Source organism: Streptomyces sp. NPDC041968 (assembly GCF_055589025.1).
This window is the reverse complement of the sequence record NZ_JBVJCB010000006.1, coordinates 100,462-121,362: the sequence shown is the minus strand read 5'-3', so window position 1 is coordinate 121,362 and position 20,901 is coordinate 100,462. Positions and strand designations below refer to the sequence as shown.

General features: G+C 73.7%; 19 protein-coding genes. 5 read left to right on the top strand and 14 right to left on the bottom strand.

Going from position 1 to position 20,901, the window contains the following annotated elements:
• Positions 1 to 42: 42 nt before the first annotated feature.
• The 4 genes from ACZ6EG_RS16500 to ligD form a co-directional block, all read right to left on the bottom strand.
• Positions 43 to 384 (bottom strand): SH3 domain-containing protein, encoded by a 342-nt coding sequence (locus tag ACZ6EG_RS16500; RefSeq protein WP_391969574.1) that lies wholly within the window; start codon positions 382 to 384, stop codon positions 43 to 45.
• 147 nt (positions 385 to 531) lie between these two features.
• Positions 532 to 1,776, bottom strand: a complete 1,245-nt coding sequence (locus ACZ6EG_RS16495; protein WP_391969573.1) for an ATP-binding protein — start codon at positions 1,774 to 1,776, stop codon at positions 532 to 534.
• Positions 1,773 to 2,555: a hypothetical protein gene (locus ACZ6EG_RS16490; protein WP_469605147.1), complete on the bottom strand. Its 783-nt coding sequence runs from the start codon at positions 2,553 to 2,555 to the stop codon at positions 1,773 to 1,775. The genes ACZ6EG_RS16495 and ACZ6EG_RS16490 overlap by 4 nt, the downstream gene beginning before the upstream one ends.
• Before the next feature lie 182 nt (positions 2,556 to 2,737).
• Complete coding sequence (gene ligD / locus ACZ6EG_RS16485) at positions 2,738 to 3,619, bottom strand: non-homologous end-joining DNA ligase (protein ID WP_469605144.1); 882 nt, start codon at positions 3,617 to 3,619, stop codon at positions 2,738 to 2,740.
• Positions 3,620 to 3,674: 55 nt separating this feature from the next.
• Here ligD and ku point away from each other — a divergent pair, with 55 nt between their 5' ends.
• Positions 3,675 to 4,772, top strand: coding sequence for a non-homologous end joining protein Ku (ku, locus tag ACZ6EG_RS16480; protein ID WP_391969570.1), 1,098 nt, complete (start codon positions 3,675 to 3,677; stop codon positions 4,770 to 4,772).
• A gap of 34 nt (positions 4,773 to 4,806) precedes the next feature.
• Here ku and ACZ6EG_RS16475 read toward each other — a convergent pair whose 3' ends face one another.
• From ACZ6EG_RS16475 to ACZ6EG_RS16430, 10 genes are all read right to left on the bottom strand, one after another.
• The gene (locus tag ACZ6EG_RS16475; protein WP_469605140.1) at positions 4,807 to 5,343 is read right to left on the bottom strand and encodes a hypothetical protein; all 537 of its coding nucleotides are present in this window, start codon (positions 5,341 to 5,343) and stop codon (positions 4,807 to 4,809) included.
• A 208-nt stretch (positions 5,344 to 5,551) separates the two neighbouring features.
• Complete coding sequence (locus tag ACZ6EG_RS16470; RefSeq protein WP_391969568.1) at positions 5,552 to 6,295, bottom strand: DUF4142 domain-containing protein; 744 nt, start codon at positions 6,293 to 6,295, stop codon at positions 5,552 to 5,554.
• A 109-nt stretch (positions 6,296 to 6,404) separates the two neighbouring features.
• Positions 6,405 to 6,839, bottom strand: coding sequence for a PPOX class F420-dependent oxidoreductase (locus ACZ6EG_RS16465; RefSeq protein WP_383646438.1), 435 nt, complete (start codon positions 6,837 to 6,839; stop codon positions 6,405 to 6,407).
• Between the two features lie 202 nt (positions 6,840 to 7,041).
• Positions 7,042 to 7,377 carry a TcmI family type II polyketide cyclase gene (locus tag ACZ6EG_RS16460; RefSeq protein WP_356604549.1) on the bottom strand — a complete coding sequence of 112 codons (336 nt, stop codon included), beginning with the start codon at positions 7,375 to 7,377 and terminating at the stop codon, positions 7,042 to 7,044.
• A 46-nt stretch (positions 7,378 to 7,423) separates the two neighbouring features.
• Positions 7,424 to 7,903: an SRPBCC family protein gene (locus tag ACZ6EG_RS16455; protein ID WP_391969566.1), complete on the bottom strand. Its 480-nt coding sequence runs from the start codon at positions 7,901 to 7,903 to the stop codon at positions 7,424 to 7,426.
• Position 7,904: 1 nt separating this feature from the next.
• Complete coding sequence (locus ACZ6EG_RS16450; protein WP_356604553.1) at positions 7,905 to 8,174, bottom strand: acyl carrier protein; 270 nt, start codon at positions 8,172 to 8,174, stop codon at positions 7,905 to 7,907.
• Between the two features lie 162 nt (positions 8,175 to 8,336).
• Entirely contained in the window at positions 8,337 to 9,617 is a 1,281-nt protein-coding gene (locus ACZ6EG_RS16445; RefSeq protein ID WP_469605133.1) for a ketosynthase chain-length factor, read from the bottom strand.
• Positions 9,614 to 10,885 (bottom strand): beta-ketoacyl-[acyl-carrier-protein] synthase family protein, encoded by a 1,272-nt coding sequence (locus ACZ6EG_RS16440; protein ID WP_391969564.1) that lies wholly within the window; start codon positions 10,883 to 10,885, stop codon positions 9,614 to 9,616. The genes ACZ6EG_RS16445 and ACZ6EG_RS16440 overlap by 4 nt, the downstream gene beginning before the upstream one ends.
• A complete protein-coding gene (locus tag ACZ6EG_RS16435; protein ID WP_391969563.1) occupies positions 10,882 to 11,349 on the bottom strand; it encodes a cupin domain-containing protein in 468 nt (155 codons plus the stop codon). Before ACZ6EG_RS16435 ends, ACZ6EG_RS16440 begins: the two co-directional genes overlap by 4 nt.
• Positions 11,350 to 11,477: 128 nt before the next feature.
• The gene (locus ACZ6EG_RS16430; protein WP_469605129.1) at positions 11,478 to 12,746 is read right to left on the bottom strand and encodes a SchA/CurD-like domain-containing protein; all 1,269 of its coding nucleotides are present in this window, start codon (positions 12,744 to 12,746) and stop codon (positions 11,478 to 11,480) included.
• Between the two features lie 300 nt (positions 12,747 to 13,046).
• Between ACZ6EG_RS16430 and ACZ6EG_RS16425 the strand changes: the two genes are divergently transcribed.
• The 4 genes from ACZ6EG_RS16425 (at position 13,047) to ACZ6EG_RS16410 (ending at position 20,825) form a co-directional block, all read left to right on the top strand.
• Positions 13,047 to 14,831, top strand: coding sequence for an FAD-dependent oxidoreductase (locus ACZ6EG_RS16425; RefSeq protein WP_469605126.1), 1,785 nt, complete (start codon positions 13,047 to 13,049; stop codon positions 14,829 to 14,831).
• A 135-nt stretch (positions 14,832 to 14,966) separates the two neighbouring features.
• Entirely contained in the window at positions 14,967 to 15,806 is an 840-nt protein-coding gene (locus ACZ6EG_RS16420) for a patatin-like phospholipase family protein (RefSeq protein ID WP_469605123.1), read from the top strand.
• Positions 15,807 to 16,336: 530 nt separating this feature from the next.
• Positions 16,337 to 16,912, top strand: a complete 576-nt coding sequence (locus ACZ6EG_RS16415; RefSeq protein WP_469605120.1) for a hypothetical protein — start codon at positions 16,337 to 16,339, stop codon at positions 16,910 to 16,912.
• 94 nt (positions 16,913 to 17,006) lie between these two features.
• Positions 17,007 to 20,825, top strand: coding sequence for an AAA family ATPase (locus ACZ6EG_RS16410; protein WP_469605117.1), 3,819 nt, complete (start codon positions 17,007 to 17,009; stop codon positions 20,823 to 20,825).
• The last annotated feature ends 76 nt before the right edge of the window (positions 20,826 to 20,901 follow it).

Sequence of the window (20,901 nt, the reverse complement as noted above, 5' to 3'; positions counted from 1 at the left end):
TCCGGAACTTACCCATGTGAGGGGGTCTGGGGGTGGTCGGTGTCAACACCAGCGCGGCGCGGGTCCGATGGTGTCGATGGAGCGGGCCGCGCCCCAGGCCCAGGTGCCGTCGGTGAGGAGGTACCAGAGCGGGTTGCCCCGCACCGTGTCGCCGGGGGTCTTGCACTGGATGCGGGCCGTCTCGCCCCGGTGGGCGTACCGGACGACCTGCCCGCCCCGGGGCGGCGAGGTGCGCAGCGGGAGCCGGTCGGCGCTGACCACGCCCCGGGAGCGGCCCTGCTCCTGGCGACCGTCGCCCCCGCCCCAGTCGCCGCCGTTTCCGCCTGCGACGGCGGCACCCCGGACGGCCGGTGAGCGCGAGGACAGCGCGGAAAGCAGGGGCATGGCAGTACCTTCCGGAGTGAACGGGTCTTCAGGTGACTAACCGCCACATTAGGAGCACCCTGTACGCACCGCTCGCCGCACTGCGCCATCGGGGAACGGCCGGCCGGCCCGCCCGGACACCGGTGTCGAACCGGGCGGCCACCGCGGTCACCGGTGCTGAGGAAGCGTCAGGGTCGCCAGCGCCCCGCCGCCCGGGGGGTTGGCGAACTCCAGCCGGGCGCCGAGCACCTCCGCCTGCCCCAGCGCGATCGTCAGACCGAGCCCGTGCCCCCTCGCCCCGGCCTCGGTGCGGAAGCGCTGCGGCCCGTGGGCGAGCAGGTACTCCGGAAAGCCGTCCCCGTGGTCCCGCACGGTGATCACCGGCCCGTCCACGGTCAGCGTCACCGGCGCCCGCCCGTGCCGGTGCGCGTTCACGACCAGGTTGCCGAGCACCCGCTCCAGCCGCCGCCGGTCGGTCTCCACCCGCGCGTCCCGTACGACGTCCACCCGGGTGTCGGTGCCCGCGCCACGGACCACCCGCACGGCCAGCGCGCCCAGCGCCTCCGGGTCCGCCTCCGGCCGCTCCCGCCCGCTGTCCAGCCGGGAGATCTCCAGCAGGTCCTCGGTGAGCGTGCGCAGGGCGTCCACCCGGTCCCGCACCAGCTCGGTCGGACGGCCCGGCGGGAGCAGCTCGGCCGCCGCGTGCAGGCCGGTGAGCGGGGTGCGCAGCTCGTGCGCGACGTCCGCGGTGAAGCGCTGCTCGGCGAGGAGTTTGCCCTGGAGCGACGACGCCATGGAGTCCAGCGCGGCGGCGACCGACGCCACCTCGTCCTGCGGACGTCGCGGCTCGCCGGCCCGGGGGTCGTCGACCCGTGCGTCGAGGTCGCCCGCGGTGATCCGCCGCGCCACCCGGGCCGTCGTGTGCAGCCGGCGGGTCACCCGCGTCACCGCGAACGCGCCCACCAGCAGTGTCGCCCCGATCGCGAGCGCCGACGACCACACGATCGCCCGGTCCAGACCGTCGATGGTGCGCTCGCCCTGGGTGTGGTCGACCCGCACCGCGAGCGCCCGGCCGCCGGCCGCGGGGCCCGCCGCCCACATCGTGGGGCGTCCCTCGTGCTCGGCGGCCATCGTGCCCCGCCGGCCCGACACGGCCAGCTCCCGCAGCCCCGGCGGCAGGCCCGGCGGATCGACGCCGGCGCTCCGCCGCAGCGGGTCTCCCGCCTCGTACGCCCGCGTCGCCTCCGCCAGCCGGGACAGGGCGGCCTCCCTGGCCTGGCCCACGGTCTGGTCGGTCACCGACACGTGCACCAGCACGCCCAGCAGCGCGGCCAGCGCACAGCACATCACGGTGATGAAGACGGCGGCCCGCACCGCGAGCGATCCGGCCCACCGCGGGAGACGGAGCCTCACCGGGTGCTCGCCGAGGGGGAGGACGACCGGGACGGGGACGGGGACGGGGACGCGGACGGACGTCCGGTGTGCCGCCCGCCTCCGTCCGTGCGCAGCATCTCGTCGCTCGTGAGCAGCATGGCCCGCTGGTCCGCGTCCCACGTCCACTGGAGCCGGTACTCGTAGCCCGAGACCTCCGAGGGCGAGCGGACGATCACCGCCCGGCCGGCCAGCTCGACCGCGCTCACGGCGTCGTCGTAGGACATGACCCGCACGAGCCGGTCCCGCTCGGCGGTGTAGACGCGTACGGCGGTCAGCTTCTCGGGCAGCAGCGCGAAGCCCAGGGCCATCTCGGGGCGCCCGTCGCCGGTCAGGTCACGGTAGTACGGCCTGAGCACCGGGCACCGGCCGCGCTCCCGCGCGACACCGCCCGGACCGCAGTCCGCCATCCGGCGGGCCGTCTCGCGGTACGGCGCCCCGGCGTCCTCGTAGTCGTCCGGGTGCGCGTCGATCTCGGCCCGCACGACGGCCACCGGGTCCACCTCGCGGATGTCGCCGCCGGGCACGTCGACGCCCTTGACGACCTCGTTGTCCACCTCGCCGATGTCGTAGGCCGGGCTCGACGCCGGTGTCAGGTCCGGCCAGAGCAGGGCCGGGCTCCGTGCGGCCGGTGTGGCACCCGCGCTCCGCAGCCCGCCCGAGTCACCGCAGGCGCCCAGCGCCCCGGCCGCCGCCGTCACCAGGAGCAGCGCCAGGGCGGCGGGGACGCGGGCGGGGCGCTCACGGCGGCTCGGGAGCACTGCACTCCTGGGGTTCGGTCGTCAGGCGGCCGGCGTCGGTGACCCGTCGGCCCGTTCCGTGCGGGAGTCCATCTTGCGGGTGCGGGCGCGGACCGGGCCACTCGGCCGGGTCCGCGTCCCCGCGGGTGAGGAGCCGCCGGACCGGAGGAGGGGGCGGGCGCCGGTCCCGGACGCCTGGCGCGTCAGGGCAGTTCCGCCGCCCGCCGCCGCTCGAACAGCGGCGCCAGCAGGTCGCCGAAGTCCCGCACCCGCGGCCCGACGTCGTCCGGGCGGAAGACGAGCTGCTCCGCCCGCCCGCACCCGGCCACCTCGTCCCACGTCACCGGAGTGGAGACCGCCGGCACCGAGCGCGCCCGCATGGTGTAGGGGGCGGCCGTGGTCTTGCGGGCGGCGTTCTGGCTCCAGTCCACGAAGACCTTGCCCGGCCGCAGGCTGCGCGTCATCCGGTGCACCACGAGCTGCGGAAGGGCCCGCTCCGCCTCCACCGCCAGCGCCTTCGCGTACTCCGACACCCGCTCCGACGACGACCCCCGCACCCCCGCCAGCAGGTGCAGCCCCTTGGCCCCGGACGTCTTGGCGTACGCCTCGATCCCGTCCGCCGCCAGCCGTTCGCGGAGCCACAGGGCGACCTCGCAGCAGTGCACGACGGTCGCGGGCGCCCCCGGGTCCAGGTCGAAGACCAGCCGGTCGGCCTCGGCGGGGTCGTCCGCGGTCCACTGGTGCGTGTGGAACTCGGTCACCAGGTTCGCCGCCCACATCAGGCTCGGCAGGTCCTGCACCAGCACCATCCGCGCCGGCCCCTCCGACCGGGGCACCTCGGCCGTGGTGACCCAGTCGGGCGTACCCGGCGGCACGTTCTTGGTGAAGAACACCTGGCCGTCCGGGCCGTCCGGGTAGCGCAGGAAGGAGACGGGGCGGTCCCGCAGGTGCGGCAGCAGCACCTCGGCGGTCGTCGCGTAGTAGTGCAGCAGCTCGCCCTTGGTGAGGCCGGCCGCCGGGTACAGCACCTTGTCCAGGTTGCTGAGGGCGAGCCGTCGCCCCTCCACCTCAGTGATAGGCGCCATACCATGAGAATCTCACGAAACATGGACAAACCGCCCGACAGGAAGGGTGCGGCACGTGCGATCCATCTGGAACGGCGCCATCTCCTTCGGCCTGGTCAGCATCCCGATCAAGCTGATGAACGCGACCGAGAGCCACTCGGTCTCCTTCCGCCAGATCCACACGGAGGACGGCGGCCGGATCCGCTACCGGAAGGTGTGCGAGCTGGAGGACCGCGAGGTCACCCAGGACGAGATCGGCAAGGCCTACGAGGACGCCGACGGCTCGATGATCCCGATCACCGACGACGACCTGACCCAGCTGCCGATCCCGACCGCGCGGACGATCGAGATCGTGGCCTTCGTGCCGGAGGAGCGCATCGACCCGCTCCAGATGGGCTCGGCGTACTACCTCGCGGCGAGCGGTGCGCCCGCCGCCAAGCCGTACACGCTGCTGCGCGAGGCGCTCAAGCGCAGCAACCGGGTCGCCATCGCCAAGTACGCGCTGCGGGGCCGCGAGCGCCTCGGCATGCTCCGGGTCGTGGGCGACGCCATCGCGATGCACGGCCTCCTGTGGCCGGACGAGGTACGCGCCCCCGAGGGCGTCGCCCCCGACGCCGGCGTCACCGTCCGCGACCAGGAGCTGGACCTCGCGGACGCGCTGATGGACACGCTCGGCGAGATCGACCTGGACGACCTGCACGACGAGTACCGCGAGGCGCTCGAGGAGGTCATCGCCGCGAAGGCCGCCGGCGAGACGCCGCGGGAGACGCCCGAGCCCGCGGCGCCGGGCAAGGTGCTGGACCTCATGGCCGCGCTGGAGAGCAGTGTGCGGGCGGCGCGCGAGTCCCGGGGCGGCGAGGGGGCCGGAGCGGCGGAGGAGGCCGAGGTCAGGTCCCTGCCGCGGCGGGCGGCCTCCTCCCGGCGGGCCCCCAAGGAGACCGGCGGCAAGAAGTCCACGTCGGCGGCGGCGAAGAAGCCGGCCGCGAAGAAGGCGGAGGCGAAGAAGTCCACGGCCTCCGCCACCGGGAAGCCGGCCGCGAGGTCGGGCCGGGCCGCCAAGAAGACGGCGGACCCGGGCACCGCCAAGAAGGCGACGGGCAAGGGCGCGACGACCCGGAGCACGGCCTCCAAGGGCACCGCCAAGAAGACGGCGTCCCGCAAGCGCAGCGCCTGACCCCCCGTCGGCCGGGCGGCACCCCGGTGCGCGGTCAGCCGTCGGCCGTCAGGCGGGTGGTGGACGCGCGGGGGAGCGCGGAGGGGACGGGCACGAAGACCGCGGTGCTCGCCGGTCCCGTCGCCGTCGGCGCGAGGGTGGCGGCCGTGGACGGCACCGGGCTCTCCGGGCGCCGCCCGATCGTGTCGGCGGGCCCACCGCCCGGAGTGCCGCCGCCGGCGGAGAGCTGCGACCACGCGGTCAGGGCGAGGGCCAGTGCGGCGGCCGTGCCGATCACCCGGCCGGTCCGCCGGAGCCGGGCACGGGTGTCCAGCTCACGCCAGGCCGGGCGGGCCCACGGGTCCTCCGGGTGCCACGGCTCGCCGACCCCGGCGGGGGCGGGGCCGGCCCACGGTCCGGCGTCCGGGCCGCCGTCCGGGATCCGCTCCCGCGCGGAGGGCTCCCTCGGGGCCGAGGCGCGGATGGCACGCTCGTCGTCCTGGAGGAACCTGCGCCACACGTCCTCGGGCAGGGGCGGCACGCCGTCCGGCTCGTCCGGTGCGGCGCCGCTGCCGGACCCGTAAGCGGTCATGGTCCCGTTCCCCCTCTCCTCGTCCGGTCCACTTTTGCACAGGGGGAGACGGCCGGGCGGGGGCCGCCGTTCCCCCGGGACCGAACCGGACCGAACCGCACCGCGGCCGAGGGGGCGGCGCCACCGCCGAGGGGCGCCGGCGCACGGCCCGGAGAGCCCGACGGTCACGAGGGCCCCGCGCACCGCCCGAAGCGTCGGACCCCGGCGGTCACGGCGCCGGAGAGGGCGTGGGCGTCGGGGCGGCCGTCTCCACGTCCAGGTCGGGCCGCGGCTTCAGCACCAGCACCCGCTCACCCGGCTGCGGCGGGGGCGGGGTGACCCTCTCCCGCGGCAGCTTCGCCGGGCCGGTCTGCTGGAAGGTGACCTCGTCGTACTCGACGAGCCCGGTCCTCTCCAGCACCGTGATGTGGTCCAGCACCGTGTCGTTGGCCAGGTCGGCCAGCTGCCGCACCAGCGTGTTCTTGGTCGTCGCCCGGATCTTGGCGATCGCCGGGAAGATCTGACCGTGCGTCACCCGCATGATGTTGACCGCCGCCGAGTCGAACTCCCCGCCGCTCTTGGCGTCCACCGTCGACACGAACCCCTCCTGCTGCGGGGAGGCCCGGTTGGGCAGGGTGATGCCCAACTCGGGGGAGATCTCGCGGCACATCGCGTCCAGACCGGCGTGGCCGACGACCAGGTGCTCGCCGGCCGTCTTCATCGCCTCGGTCGTCCCGCGCTCCATCACGATCTCGCCCAGCGGGTACTCCCACAGCCCCGCGGCCCGGACCTTGACCACGAAGTCGCGGTCGGCCTCCGTGAGCGGCCCGAACTTCGTACTGGCGATGACCCGGTCCTGATTTCCGTCTGCCTCGTCCAGACCGAGCATGGCCGGGAAGGCCAGCGCGGTGAGGGTCAGGGTCATCGCGCCGATCAGGACGACGACTCCGATCCTGCCGCGGGACAGGCGCATGATGCCTCCAGGGGCGACGCGAGAGACTCGCACGGATACGCGTACGCCAGGAGGTACGGAAACGGCGGGCGGATCTTTCACCGCCCGCGCACAAATCTCGGGCGTCCGCTCAGCCGATGTCGGCGCCGTACACCCGCTCGACCGCGAGGGTGAGGAGCACGCGGCGGTCGGACACCATCGTCGACCGGTACTCGTCCCAGTCCGGGTGCTCGCCGGCGGCGGCACGGTAGTACTCCACCAGCGCCTCCACCTCCGGCCCGTGCGGGTCGGTGCCCGGCCCGGTGAGGGTCACCACGCCCTCGGCGGTGGCCCAGGACCGCCCGTCCGGGGCGGTCACCTCCAGGGCGGCCCGCGGGTCGCGGCGCAGGTTCGCCGTCTTGGCCAGCCCCTCGCGGGTCGAGACGCGGATGACGCCGGCCCGCGGATCGTAGGCGGGCATCACGGGGGAGAGCTGCGGGCGGCCGTCGGACCTGATCGTCGCGAGCACGCCGAGCCGGCTCTCGGCGAGCAGGGCGTGAGGGTCGAAACGCGGTGTGGTGGTCATGCGCCGATCATCACCCGCCGCCGGGCCGGCTGTCCCGCGAACCGGCCCCGCGCCGGACACCGCTCGACCCATGGGGGTGCACCCCCGTCGGACCAGGCTGTGCCACGCCAGGGTGCACCCCGTCGTGAACACGGCCGCGCCCCGGGGCCGTCCGACGGAAGCCGGGCGACCCCGGGGCGGGGTGCGGGGGGATGACGGACCGTCAGCCGACGGCCGGCCGCTCCCAGCGGTAGAAGCAGCGCGCCATCGCGTCCTTCGGACCGCGCCAGGTCGCCGGGTCGTACGCCGAGACGTACGGCTCCAGCCGCTCGCTGACCTGGCGGAACTCCGGGTGCCCGGTCAGTCTGCCGATGGTCGGGGCCGGGTCCTCGTCGCTCTCGATGAGGTGCAGGTACACACCGTCACCGAACTCGAAGAGGCTGCGCCGGTTGACCCCCACCAGGTGGGGCAGCTCGCCGCTGTCGGACTCGGCGAACACCTTCGCGATGTCCGGTGCCGCGCCGGGTGCCATCCGGGCGACGATCAGGGTGTGGTGCATGGGCAGGGGCCCTCCGTCGGTGTGGTCGTTCTACGCGGCCGGGGTGTCAGTCGGCGAGCACCGAGGCGGTCCGCCGCTCGCCCGCCGCCTGCTCGATCCGGTCCCGGATCAGGGCCATCTGCGTGCGGGAGTTGCGGTTGATGTTGTCCGTCATCCAGGCGTCGTCCACGGGCGCGTCCGGCTTCATGGCGAAGTCCTGGACCCAGCGCATCCGGGTGCCCTCGGCGGTCTCCGTGTACTCCCAGACGATGTCCATGTACTGGAAGGGACCGGTCTCGACCCGGTGGGCGCGGACGGTACGGGTCGTGGGGTCGGCGACGCGCTCGGAGACCCAGCTCCACACCTTTCCGTCGGCGTCGGGGTGCATGGTGAGCCGGAAGGTGACGCGGTCGCCGTCGCGCTCCAGCACGTCCACGGAGGCGTACTCGCTGAACAGCCGGGGCCAGTTGTCGATGTCGTTGGTCATGGTCCAGACCAGCTCCATCGGCGCGGCGATGGTGATGTCGTTCTCGGTGTGGCCTGCCATGTCACACTCCCGTCTTCAGGGCGCCGTTGATCAGCGCGAGGAAATCCGCGGGCGTCTTGCAGCGCTCGGCCTGCTCCGGCAGACCCAGCCCGTACCGCTTCTCCAGGTCGGCCACGATGCCCAGCAGGCCGAGGGAGTCCAGACCGAAGGTGTCGAAACCGGCGTCGGCCTGCTGCTGGAGGGTGACGGGGTCGACGTGCACGCCGGCGGTGCGCTTCATCAGCGCCGACAGCTCTTCGACGGTCACCTGGTAGTCCACTTGGTCGGTCATGCGAGGTGCTCCTTCATTCGGTCGGCGCTCGCCCGAAGGCGGCGCCCGCTCGGGGTTCGCGTTGGTCTTGCCGGTCCTCGCCGGTCATGGGCCACGGCCACGGTCACCGTTCACAGGGCGTCCGGCACCGGCCGCCAGGCCCCACGACCGTCCGGCCGCCGGTCACCGGTCCGTGGACGGCACGTCGCCCTGCCGCAGGACGAGCGCCGCGTTCGATCCCATGAGTCCGCGGCTGAGGATCAGGGCCGTGCGAGGCTCGGCGGGGCGGGCCCGGCCGGCCACCACGTCCAGGTCGTGACAGACGTCGAGGACGTGCGGGGTGGGCGGGATCAGCCCGTGTTCCATGGCGAGCACCGCGGTCGCCACGTCCAGCACCGGTGCCGCGCAGTACGCCCGCCCGGTCCCGGTCTTGGGCGCCGTGACCGGCACGCGCCGCGCGTGCGGACCCAGCGCGTCGGCCAGGGCCTGGGCCTCGGCCCGGTCGGCCTCCGGGACGCCGAGGGCGTCCGCGAACACCACGTCGACCTCCTCGGGCCGGCAGCCGGCCTCGGCCAGCGCCCCCTCGATCGCCCGCGTCAGCCCTTCCCGGGACTCGGCCCAACGGGAGGCACCGGTGAAGGTGGCCGCGTGTCCGGCCACCGTCGCCCGTACCTCCGCGCCGCGCTCGTGGGCCGCCGCCGCCCCCTCCACCACGAGCACGGCACCGCCCTCCGCCGGCGCGAACCCGCAGGCCGCGCTCGTGAACGGACGGTAGGCGCGGTCCGGTTCGGTGGCCCGGCTCAGCTCGGGGTAGCCCAGCTGGCACACGATCGAGTACGGCGCCAACGGCGCCTCCGTCGCGCCGCAGATCACCGTGTCGGTGCCGCCCCGCACGGCCAGGGCCGCGTGGGCCAGGGCGTCCAGGCCGCCCGCCTCGTCGGCGGCCACCACACCGCAGGGTCCCTTGAAGTCGTTGCGGATGGAGACCTGTCCGGTGCTGGCCGCGTAGAACCAGGCGATCGACTGGTACGGGCCGACGTACCGTGACCCCTGGCCCCACAGGTTCTGCAGCTCCCGCTGCCCGAACTCGCCGCCGCCCGAACCCGCGGCGGTGACCACCCCGACCGAGTACGGCGACTCGATGTCGGCCCGCCCGAACCGGGCGTCGTCCAGCGCCAGTTGGGCGGCCGAGAGGGCGAAGTGGGTGAAGCGGTCGGTCTGGACGAGGTAGCGCTCCTCGACCGTCTCGGCCGCGTCGAAGCCCCGTACCTCGCCCGCGACCCGCAGCGGCAGGTGGTCGCAGCCCTCCCGGGTGACGGGCCCCAGGCTGCTGGCGCCGTCCGCGGTCGCCTTCCAGAAGGCCTCGACCCCGACACCGTGCGGGGACACCACGCCCAGCCCGGTGACGACGGCACGCCTGCTGTCCGCGTCGTCGTGGCGCCTGGTCCCTCGTGGTCCGCTCATCGCAGCCCTCCTTCGCAGCCGCTGAGCACGACCGCGGACTGGAAGCCACCGAAGCCGCTGCCCACCGACAGCACGTGCCGCAGCGTTCGCTCCCGTGCCTCGCGCGGCACGTAGTCCAGGTCGCACTCGGGGTCGGGGGTCGTGTAGTTGGCCGTGGGCGGCACCACCTGGTGGTGCATCGCCAGCACGCACGCGGCCAGTTCGATCGAGCCGATCGCGCCGAGCGAGTGACCGACCATGGACTTGATCGAGCTCATCGGCGTCGCGTAGGCGTGCTCTCCCAGCGAGCGCTTGACGGCGGCGGTCTCGTGCCGGTCGTTCTGCTGGGTACCGGAGCCGTGCGCGTTGACGTAGTCGATGGCGGAGCCGTCCAGCTCGGCCATGTCCAGCGCCGTGTCGATGGCCCGCGCCATCTCCAGGCCCTCCTTGGTGAGCCCGGTCATGTGGTAGGCGTTGCCGAAGGTCGCGTAGCCCGAGACCTCGCAGTACACGTGCGCCCCGCGGGCCCGGGCGTGCTCCAGGTCCTCCAGGACGAGCACGGCCGCGCCCTCGCCCATGACGAAGCCGTTGCGGTCGGCGTCGAAGGGCCGGGAGGCGTGCGCGGGGTCGTCGTTGTTCGGCGAGGTCGCCTTGATGGCGTCGAAGCAGGCCATGGTGATCGGCGATATCGGCGAGTCCGCCGCGCCCGCCAGGCACACGTCGACCCGTCCCTCGGCGACGGCGTGGTACGCGTACCCCACGGCGTCCAGGCCGGACGTGCAGCCCGTGGAGACGGTCTGCACCGGCCCGTGCACGCCGAACTCCTCGGCCACGGCCGACGACAGCGTCGCCGGGGTGAAGGCCCGCTCCAGGGCCGGCCCGGCCTGTCGCTCGTCCACGTCCCAGCGGGAGCCGCGCTCGCTGACCAGGACGTAGTCGTGCTCCAGCCGGGTCGTGCCGCCGACCGCCGTGCCCAGCGTGGCGCCGGCCCGCCAGGGGTCCTCACGCGCCATGTCGAGGTGCGCGTCCCGCACCGCCTCGGCGGCGGCGACGAGCGCGAACTGCACGTACCGGTCGCTCCGCTGGACGGTGGCGATGTCCAGCCCGTGCTCGGACGGTTCGAAGTCGCACTCGGCGGCGATCTGCGACCGCAGACCGGCCGGGTCGAAGAGGGAGATGCGGCGCGTCGCCGTACGGCCTTCGGAGAGCGTGCCCCAGAACTGGGGCACGCCGATCCCGCCCGGGGCGACGACGCCTATGCCCGTGACGGCGACCCGACGCCGGTTCATGACACCGCCTCGGCGGCGGTGGCGGGACGCTCGTTCCCGGCACACCCCGCGTGGCCCTCGTGCCGGAGCGGGTTGCCCGCCGCGTCCTCGGTGTCCACGTGGCCGAGCTCCGGCCGCGGGGCCAGCGGCCCCAGGTGGAAGACGAGGCGCGCCTCGGTGGCCCCCACGTTGCGGAAGCGGTGCCGCACGTCCTGCGGGATCAGCACCCCCTGCCCGGTGGCCAGGGTGTGCGCCACACCGTCCAGGTCCACCTCCAGCGCACCCTCCGTGACGTACACGAACTCCTCTGAGTACGGGTGGTAGTGCTCGGCGATGCGGTCGCCCGGCTGCACGATGGCCACGCCCATGAAGCCGCTGGTGGCCCCGGCGGTGGTGGGCGTGAGAAGGGCGCGGAGGTCTCCGCCGCGGCGGCGGTTGGGGGCGATGTCGCCGAGGGAGACGATGCGTACCTGCTGGTCTGTCATGTCGTTCACTCCGGGGAGACGGGAAGCGATGGGAAGGTCGGGAGTGCGGCGCGGACCGTCGGGCGCGCCGTCGGGCCCGGTCCGCCCGCGTGGTGGGAAAGCGCGGGGCGCGTGGGTCGCGGACGGCCTCAGGGGGACGAGCGCCGGTCGGTCAGGGGCGTCATACGGGCCCGTGCCAGCAGCAGGGACAGCGTGCGGTCCTCCGTCAGGAGGCCGTCGACACCGGCGGCGGCGGTGTCCAGCAGCCGCTCGGCGACGGCGACCCCGGCGGGCCCGGCCGCGGTCGAGCCGCCGGAGGAGGCGTCGGCGCACCCGTGCAGGCCCAGGACGAACGCCGGGGCCTCCTCCGGGTCGCCGTCCACGTCGACGAGGCGTACGACGAGGTCGTCGCGGTGGAAGACGGTGGCGGCGCGGACCGGGTTGTCCGGTGCGTGCGCGGCGGACGCGTCCTGGCGGGCCAGCAGCCGGGCCAGCTCCGGACCGGCACCGGGGCGGACGGGGTAGAGCAGCGCGATCCGCCGCGTGTGCGCGCCGGTGACGTCGGCTCCGTCGGTGTCGCCCGCGCCGTCGGCGGACGTCACATGGTGGACGGCCGGCATGGCTGCCCGGGTGAAGAACCGCCGGGCGGACTGCGGGTCGCGCAGGTCCCGGTCCTGCTCCAGGTGGGGGTCGAGGGCCTGCTCCACGGCCCGCACCCCGGGCTGCCGGGCCACGTGACGCAGTGCGGCCTGCAGGTCGCCCCGCACCTCCACGGCCCGCACCACCCGGTTCCCGTGCAGGAACAGCGAGGTGCGCAGCAGCCGGGTGGAGTCGTCCACCCGGGCCTCGGGCGACTCGTACGTGGACAGCAGCCGGGCGACCTCGTCCTCGCTGCCCGGCCGCACGGTGAAGGTCAGGGCGTGCCGGACGACGTTGCTCCCGATCCGGGGAGCGGACCGCAGGGCCGCACCGGCCGCCGCGGACGGCGCCTGGTCGCCGACGGTCTCCCGCAGGACGCTGTAGCGCAGGGAGCGGGTGTCGCGCACGCAGTCCTGCAAGGGCTCGACCGTGTCCAGGTGCTCCTCGCTGTTCACCCAGGCGAGGAAGGGGGCCGCGCTCTCCCACTCGCTGGTGAGGAGCCACTGGGTCGGGTTCTCCAGGGACTGGCACAGCTGGTCGCTGACATGTCCCGGGACGGCGGCGACCCGGTCGCGGATGTGCTCGTAGGCGTTCAGGAACTCCTGCTGCATTCCGTCGTGGACGTCCAGCATCAGGACGACCCGCACACGGGCTCCGTCGAACGCGGATATCGACACGCCACCCACGTCCGCGGTCGCGGCGGGCGACGCCGCGGTGGCGTCCATGGACAGGGCATCCGCCGACACGGCATCCGTCGCTACGACGGGAGAGACCGTCATCCGGCCCACCTCTCCTCCGGGAACTTCGTCGTGGACTGGGGGCGCGATCGTCGCGGCGCGCGCCGTGGTCGGCGGGGCGCGGCGGTCGCAGTAAGCACGATCGTGAGCCGTGCCCGCGGGGACCGCGAACCAGGCGGGACAAGCGGGTGAAGCCTGAGCCGCCGCGGGCCTCGCCGAGCCCCGCGGGGCATGCATGTAGGCCCCGGCTCACACCTGCCGCGGGGCGAGTCACGCGACGACGGTCCGACATCCCGAGGACGAGATGCCGAGGACGACGTCCGTCACAACGGAGGACGAACCATGAAGCAAAGAGCCGACCGGCCCGGCGCCACCACCCCCGAGGACGGGGTCCACCGCGTCCCGGTCCTCATCGTCGGCGGATCACTGGTGGGCCTGTCGACCTCGGTGTTCCTGGGCCGCCTCGGTGTCCCGCACACCCTGGTGGAGCGCCACGCGGGCACCTCGATCCACCCCCGGGGCCGCGGCAACAACGTCCGCACGATGGAACTCTTCCGGGTGTCGGGCACCGAACCCGACATCCGCCGGGCCGCCGCCACCCTGGCCGACAACCACGGCATCCTGCAGACCCCCACCCTGGTCGGCGACGCCGGCGAGTGGCTGTTCCGGAAGATCGACGCGGGAGGCGGACTGGCCCGCTTCAGCCCCAGCTCCTGGTGCCTGTGCTCCCAGAACGACCTGGAACCCGAACTCCTCACCCACGCCACGAACCTCGGCGGCGACCTGCGCTTCGGCACCGAGCTGCTGTCCTTCGACGCGGACGCCGACGGGGTCACCGCCGTCGTCAAGAGCCGGGAGACCGGCGAGCACACCACCATCCGCGCCGACTACCTGGTGGCCGCCGACGGCCCGCGCAGTCCCATCCGCGAGCAGCTCGGCATCGGCCAGAGCGGCCCCGGCGACCTCTTCCACAACGTCAGCATCACCTTCCGCTCCCGCCGCCTCGCCGACGTCGTGGGCGACCGCCGCTTCATCGTCTGCTACCTGACGAGCGAGGACGCCGACGGCGCCCTGCTGCCCGTGGACAACCGGGAGAAGTGGGTCTTCCACGCCCCCTGGCACCCCGAGCAGGGCGAAACGGTCGAGGACTTCACCGACGAGCGCTGCGCCGCCCACATCCGCCGCGCCGTCGGCGACCCGGACCTCGACGTCGAGATCACCGGCAAGGCCCCCTGGCACGCCGCCCAGCGCGTCGCCCGCAGCTACCGCTCGGGCCGCGTCCTCCTCGCCGGCGACTCCGCCCACGAGATGTCCCCCACCGGCGCCTTCGGCTCCAACACCGGTATCCAGGACGCCCACAACCTCGCCTGGAAGCTCGCCGCGGTCCTGGAGGGATGGGCGGGCGAGGGCCTCCTGGACACCTACGACGCGGAGCGCCGCCCGGTCGCGGAGGCCACCAGCGCCCGCGCCGCGGCCCGCTCGGTGGAACACAGTCACCCGGGCTTCGCACCGCCGCCGATGGCGGGGGTCGGGGCGCCGGTCGGAGCTCCGACGGGTACGGGTGGCCCTGCCGGCCGCCCTGCCGCCGGCCCCGGCGCGGGAGGTGCGGCCGGCTCCGTGGGCGGCGGTGGCGGCCCGCAGCGCGGCATCCTCAACGTCGCCCTCGGCTACCGCTACCCCCAGGGTGCCGTGGTCGGTGCCGACCCGGCGACCCCGGTGGTGCCGGAGGGCCTCGACCTCACCGGCGCCCCCGGCAGCCGCGCCCCGCACCTCTGGCTCCGCCGCCGTGACGACGACGCCCGCGTCTCCACCCTGGACCTCTACGAGGACTCCCTGGTCCTGCTCAGCGACGCGGCCCAGCCCACCGGCTGGCACGAGGCGGCGACTCACCTGGCGTCCGACCTGCGGGTACCGCTGAAGTCGTACCGCGTGGGCGGCACCCGGGAGGCCGACCTGAGCCCGGACGACGACGAGGACTCCGACTGGGCGAGGGCCCACGGGGTCACCCGCGGCGGCGCGGTCCTGGTCCGCCCCGACGGCTTCGTGGCATGGCGCTCCCCGGGCCCGGCCCCCGACCCGGAGTCGATGCTCCGCCAGGTCGTGAGGACGGTGCTGTCCCTGGCGTGACCTGCCCCGCGACCGCCTCGCCCTCAAACGTGGACCACTCCCCGCTTACCTGCTAGCGTCTCGCCGGCGGGTGAGCCGGGGAGTGGTCCCCGTTATCGGATCCTCGGGTCCCGGGAGCGAGTCGGAGGGGCGGACATGGCAGACACGGCGCTGGTGCTGGGCGGAGGCGGCCTGACGGCGTACGCATGGCAGGTCGGCGTACTGGCGGGGCTGGCCGAGGCCGGGCTGGACCTCGGTGACGCCGACGTCCTGGCCGGCACGTCGGCCGGCTCCCTGCTCGCCCTCGACCTGGCCAAGGGATCGGCCCCGGCCGACCTCTACAGGGAGCAGGTGGAGCGCGAACGGCCCATGATGGACGTGGACTTCACACTGCTCATGACGGCCAAGTACCTGTGGGCCGCCCTCGGCTCGCGCGACCCCCGCACGGTGGTCGGGCGCCTGGGCCGACTCGCGCTCTCGGTGCGCGACGTACCGGAGTCCGCGGTCCTCGCGGCCATCGCCCCGCACCTGCCCGTCGACGACTGGCCGGAGCGCACCGTACGGCTCTTCGCGGTCGACGCCCTCACCGGCGCACCGACCGCCTTCACCGCCGACTCCGGCGTCGACCTGCTGCACGCCATGTCGGCCACCTGCGCGCTGCCGCCCCTGTTCCCGCCGATCACGATCGGCGAGGGCCGCTGGATGGACGGCGGCGTCCGCTCCACCACCAACGCCGACCTGGTCGACGACTGCGCCCGGGTCGTCGTCCTCGCCCCCGTCCCCAAGGCCGCCGGAGCGACCCCGAGCGCGGCGAGCCAGGTCGCGTCCCTCACCGCGAACGGCACCCGAGCCACCCTCCTCACCCCCGACCGAACGTCCCGCCGCGCCTTCGGCCGCAACCCCCTGGACGCCTCCCGCATCCCGGGCGCGGCCCGCGAAGGCCGACGCCAGGGCAGGGACCAGGCCGATCGCATCCGCGCGGTCTGGCAGGGCTGACGAAAACCCCCTCAGGCGAAGCGAGGGCAAGCACGTCAACTGGCGCACGCCGCACAACCACCGGTGACCAGCAGATCCGCGACCCGGAACTGCCACGCCGACGATCACCACGACCGGCTTTCCGAGGGATCCGAGCGGCCACCCGCCGGCCACCATCCGGCCGCCGATCGCGCTCATCACGACCGTCAGCGCGAGGGAACTCGACGCGCCTCTGGTGTGGTCGCTGCTTTCTCCATCGAGCCTGCGCACACGGCGCCGAGGGCCGGAGGCTTCCCGTATGTCTCCGCTCCTGAGGGAGTCGGCTGATGCTGTGTCACGCTTCGTCGACGGGATCATCACTTCCCCGGCCAACTCCGCGCATCAGGTGCTATATCCGATGGAGGACGAACAGATGTGGTCACCGGCCGCTCTGTCTCGATGGCGGAGGCCCAGGGCGCTGCGACATCACAGACTCCGAGTGTCACGGCCATGGGATGTTCTCCGGTCCCCCGATGTCCCCAGGTCCTCGGTTCCGCACGGGAGAAGGCACTTTGACCGCACTCGGTTCCACTCTCACCCTGAAACACGCCCGCGACTACGTCCCCAAGCAGGGCGCCACGACCTCCGGCGCCCAGGACGCGGGGTTCGCCGCCGAATGGCATCTGGAGGCCGCCGGCCGTCCACGGCTCACGATCCACGACACGCGGTGGGACGGCGGCGAACGGGACGTGGTCCTGCAACAGGGCGCGCTGTCACCGGAGATGCCGGCCGGACCGGCCAACCTGCACGGCCGGCACAGGGCCGGTATCACCGAGGTGTCCGGGGAGCGCCGACGGATCAGGGCCTTCCTCTCCCTGCCCCAGCCGGCCGGGCGGCCGAAGCAGAAACGCGCCCTGACCACGGCGCAACTGGCGCAGGGCTGCGGGGCGCTGCTCCTTTGCCGGCTGGTGGCCCACTCCGGAGTGTCGCTCAGCCCGTCCTTCGATCCGGCGGACCCGCAGGACACCGAGCGGTTCCAGCACGCGATCGTGTTCCAGGACGAGGACCGGGAGACACCCGTCATCGCCTACGTGCTCACCCGCCTCATGCCGACGCTCAGGCAAACCGGCTGGACGGGCGACACGTGACGGCGCACCGGACCCGCGGCGGCCATCCGGCACGGCCGCCCGCGGAGAGCTCCGCCATCCGAAACCGTACGATCCCGGCCGACAGGACACCAGTATGAGCAGCGTGAAGCATCTGTCGATGAGGATCCCGTGGCGGGACCGCCCCTGGGACCAGTTCCTCTGCGACGACCCGAAGGGCAACTCCTCCTGCACCCTGCTCGCGGCGATCGGCAAGGGCCGCGACGACGAGTTCGAGGCGGAACACGCGGGCGCCCCCGTCGGCAGCCTGGACCACGACCGGCTGCCCTGCCTGAGCGAGCGGGCCACCTTCATGTCGCCCGTCGGATACACCGTCGTCAAGGAGCACCCCTACAGCCACAACCAGGCGCTGCGCGGCAGTCTGCTCCCCACGTCCCTCAGCGTTCCCGGGCACGCGTTCGAGGCCATCCCCTTCCGCTGGCTGAACCGCGCTTCCCTGAACGACGAGATCGGTCACGCCAGGGTGCCGGCCTTCGACCAGCTCGCCGAGGACCACACCGACCAGGTCCTGAACTCCCACGCCGCCTGGGTGATGGACGGTGGCAACCAACAGGCGGTCATCAAGGCCTTCTTCGAACCGGTCGCACCACGCGACAGCCTGGTGTTCGTCTACCTCAAGCACTCCCCCCTCCAGGAGCAGCGCACCGACCGCCTCCTGGTGGGCGCCGCACACGTGACGGGCCTGACCCGGCCGCCGCTGTGGAACCAGGCCGGGAAGCCGCCGTTCGACTCCTCCATGTGGGAGACCATCGTCCAGCACTCCCTGCGCCCCGACATGACCGAGGGCGTTCTGCTGCCCTACCAGCAGCTCGTGCCGCTCCTGGACGGGGGCACCGACATCGACGGGGCACTGGCCTGGGCGCCCGAGGGCCGTGACGTCGAGTTCTCGTACGTCACGGAACACCTCTCCGACGACGCCGCCATCGAGTCCCTCGCCTCGCTGCGGTCGGCGGCCGAGGGCATGCGCGCACTCGGTCTCGAGGTCCCCGAGTCCGCCACGACCTGGCTCACGGAGCAGACCGAACGGCTCTGGCAGCTGCGCGGTCCGGTCCCCGGCCTGCCCGGCGTCCTCGCCCTCATCGGGGTTCATCAGCCCCACGTAGCCGCACGAGCGGTGCTCACGGAGGCGGGCGAGGTCACCGACCCGTGGGACCTGCTGCGCGGCGTCTTCGCCGATCCCGCGCGCGCCCCGCAGACACTGCGGTCTCATGTCGGCCCCATCCAGGCGCGGGTCTGGAACAGGATCCCGGCCGAGCGTCAGGCAGTGCTGCGCCTGCTGTCCGGGTTCGACATCGGGCCGGACCAGGTGCGCATGCTGCTCGACGGCGACACCGAGGTGGAGATGACCGCCGAGGAACTTCTGCAGAACCCGTACTACGCCGCGACCTGCACGTACGGCCAACCCCTCCACGTCCCGTTCACCACCGTCGACCGCGCGGTGTTCCCCCCGCCGCACGTCACGTGGCGACCGCCCGTCCCGGACGAGGTGGGCCTCGACGACCCCCTGGACCGCCGACGGGTCGAAGCCCTCCTCACCGAGGTGCTGGAGCGGCAGTGCGACCAGGGGGACACCCTGCTCCCCGTCGGTGAGGCCCTGGAGCACATCCGGCTCATGGCACCCACCGGGCTGCCGGCCCTGACCCGCGACCTCCTCACGGGACTCGACCTGGACCACGACGGAGTCGTCGACTGCCCGGAATGGTCGCCGCTGACCGCCGTCCGCCTCGCCGACGGCACGCCCGCCTACAAGCTGGACCGGCTCGAGGAGACGGCGAACGTCGTCCGGGACTGGGTGGCGGCGCAGCAGGCACGCCCCGCTCTGGGCGGGATCGCTGACGCCCGCGCCGTACTCGACGCCGTACTCGACCGCGACCGGGACCGTGACCGGGGCGGTTCCGGGGACGCCCCGCATGCCGCCGAGCTGGAGGAGCGGGCCCGCACGGAGAAGGCCGCGGGGCTCAGCGCCCTGCACGACGCACGCCTGTCCGTCCTGGTCGGCCCGGCCGGCACCGGCAAGACGACACTGCTGCGGGCCCTCGTCGACCACCCCGGCGTGGCCACAGGGGACGTCCTGCTCCTCGCCCCCACGGGCAAGGCGAAGGTGCAGCTGGAGACCAAGGTCGGGCGACCGGCGAAGACCCTCGCCTCCCACCTGAGCGCCTCCGGCCGCTACGACGCCGAGAGCGGCCGGTACCTGGTACGGGGTGCCGGCCGGCCCCGGCGCGGCTACGGCCTCGTCGTGATCGACGAGGCGTCCATGCTGACGGAGGACATGCTCGCCGCGACGCTGGACTCCTTCACCGGCGTCACACGGCTGATTTTGGTGGGCGACCCCCGCCAACTGCCCCCGATCGGAGCCGGACGGCCGTTCGTCGACCTGGTCGACAAACTGCGCCCCCACGACTTCCCGACCGCGGTGCGGGTCGCCGCCGGATACGTCGAGTTGCAGGTGCCCCGGCGACAGCTGCCGGACGGCAGCCACGGCACCCGCCACGACCTCGAACTCGCCGCCTGGTTCGGCGGGGGCACCCGGGGCGCCGGCGACGAGGTCATCTGGGACGAACTGGCGACCAACCCCGATCTTCCCACGCTCCAGTACGTACCCTGGGGCGGGCGCACCGCCGTGCAGGCCCTCACGGACGCCCTCGGCCAGGTCCTCGGTCTCGCTGATGCGGAGGATCCCGTGCGGGCGTTCGCCCTCACCTACGGCGGCTGCGTCAACGGCGACTACCTCAACTGGCAGCGTGGCGCCGGTATCCGCGCGGAGGCGTGGCAGATCCTCTCGCCCACCCGGTCCCGTGCCTTCGGAACGGTCGAGCTGAACCGCCACATCAAACGCGTGTACCGGGCCGGCGACACCGAGTGGGCGAAACGGTACCGGCGTGCGAACATCCCGTTCCCGATCGGCCCCGAGGAGATCGTGCGCGGCGACAAGGTCATGCAGACGACCAACAAACGCATGAAGGCGTGGCCGCGCGAGAACGCGATGGACTACGTCGCCAACGGGGAGATCGGCGTCGCCCTCGCCTGGCCCACGCCCCCCGCCAAACGGAAGAAGCACACCCTCAAGCTCGGTGTGGAGTTCTCCTCCCAGCCCGGCCACGAATACAGCTACCAGCCGTCGGACAGGGACGACGCCCCACTGGAGCTGGCCTGGGCCGTCACCGTGCACAAGTCGCAGGGCTCCGAGTTCGGCACGACGTTCCTGGTCCTGCCCGCCAGGGCCAACCTGCCCCGGGAGCTTCTGTACACGGCCCTGACCCGGCAGAAGGACAGAGTCGTCATCCTCCACGAGGGCACCCTGGCGGACCTGCGCGCCTTCGCCCACCCGAGCAACTCCGAGACCGCCCGCCGGCTGACCGACCTCTTCGAGGCACCGCAGCCGTTCGCCCTCGAAGTACGGGGCCAGACCCGCCGGTTCGACCGCAAACTGATGCACGTGTCCGCCGGTGGGACGCCGATGGCCTCGAAGAACGAGGTCATCATCGCGGGTCTCCTCGATCGCCTGGCACCGGGGCGGTGGCTCTACGAGGAGCCGCTCACGGGCGCCGACGGCCGCGTCGTCCGCCCCGACTTCACCGTCGCCGCCGAGGACGGCCGCACGGTCTTCTGGGAACACGCCGGAATGCTCGACCTCCCCGACTACGCGCGCAAGTGGGAGCGCAAGAAGGAGTGGTACGCGAGGAACGGCATCGAGCCGTGGGACAAGGGCGGTGGCCCCAACGGCACCCTGATGTGGACCGACGGCCTCGACGGCGCGGACGCCCGGGCCTGGCTCACGCTCGCCTCCCAGGTCCTGGACGCGGAGCCTGCGGACTCCGGGTCCGCGACCGAGACCGGGCCCGGGTCGGCGAGAAGGGCCAAGAAGACCGCCGCCCGGCGGAGGAGGCCGTGAACACGCCGCCGGCACCCGTCCGGCGGTGTGCCCCTGCGGCCCACACGAAGGACGAGGCGCGGGCGAGCACGGGGAA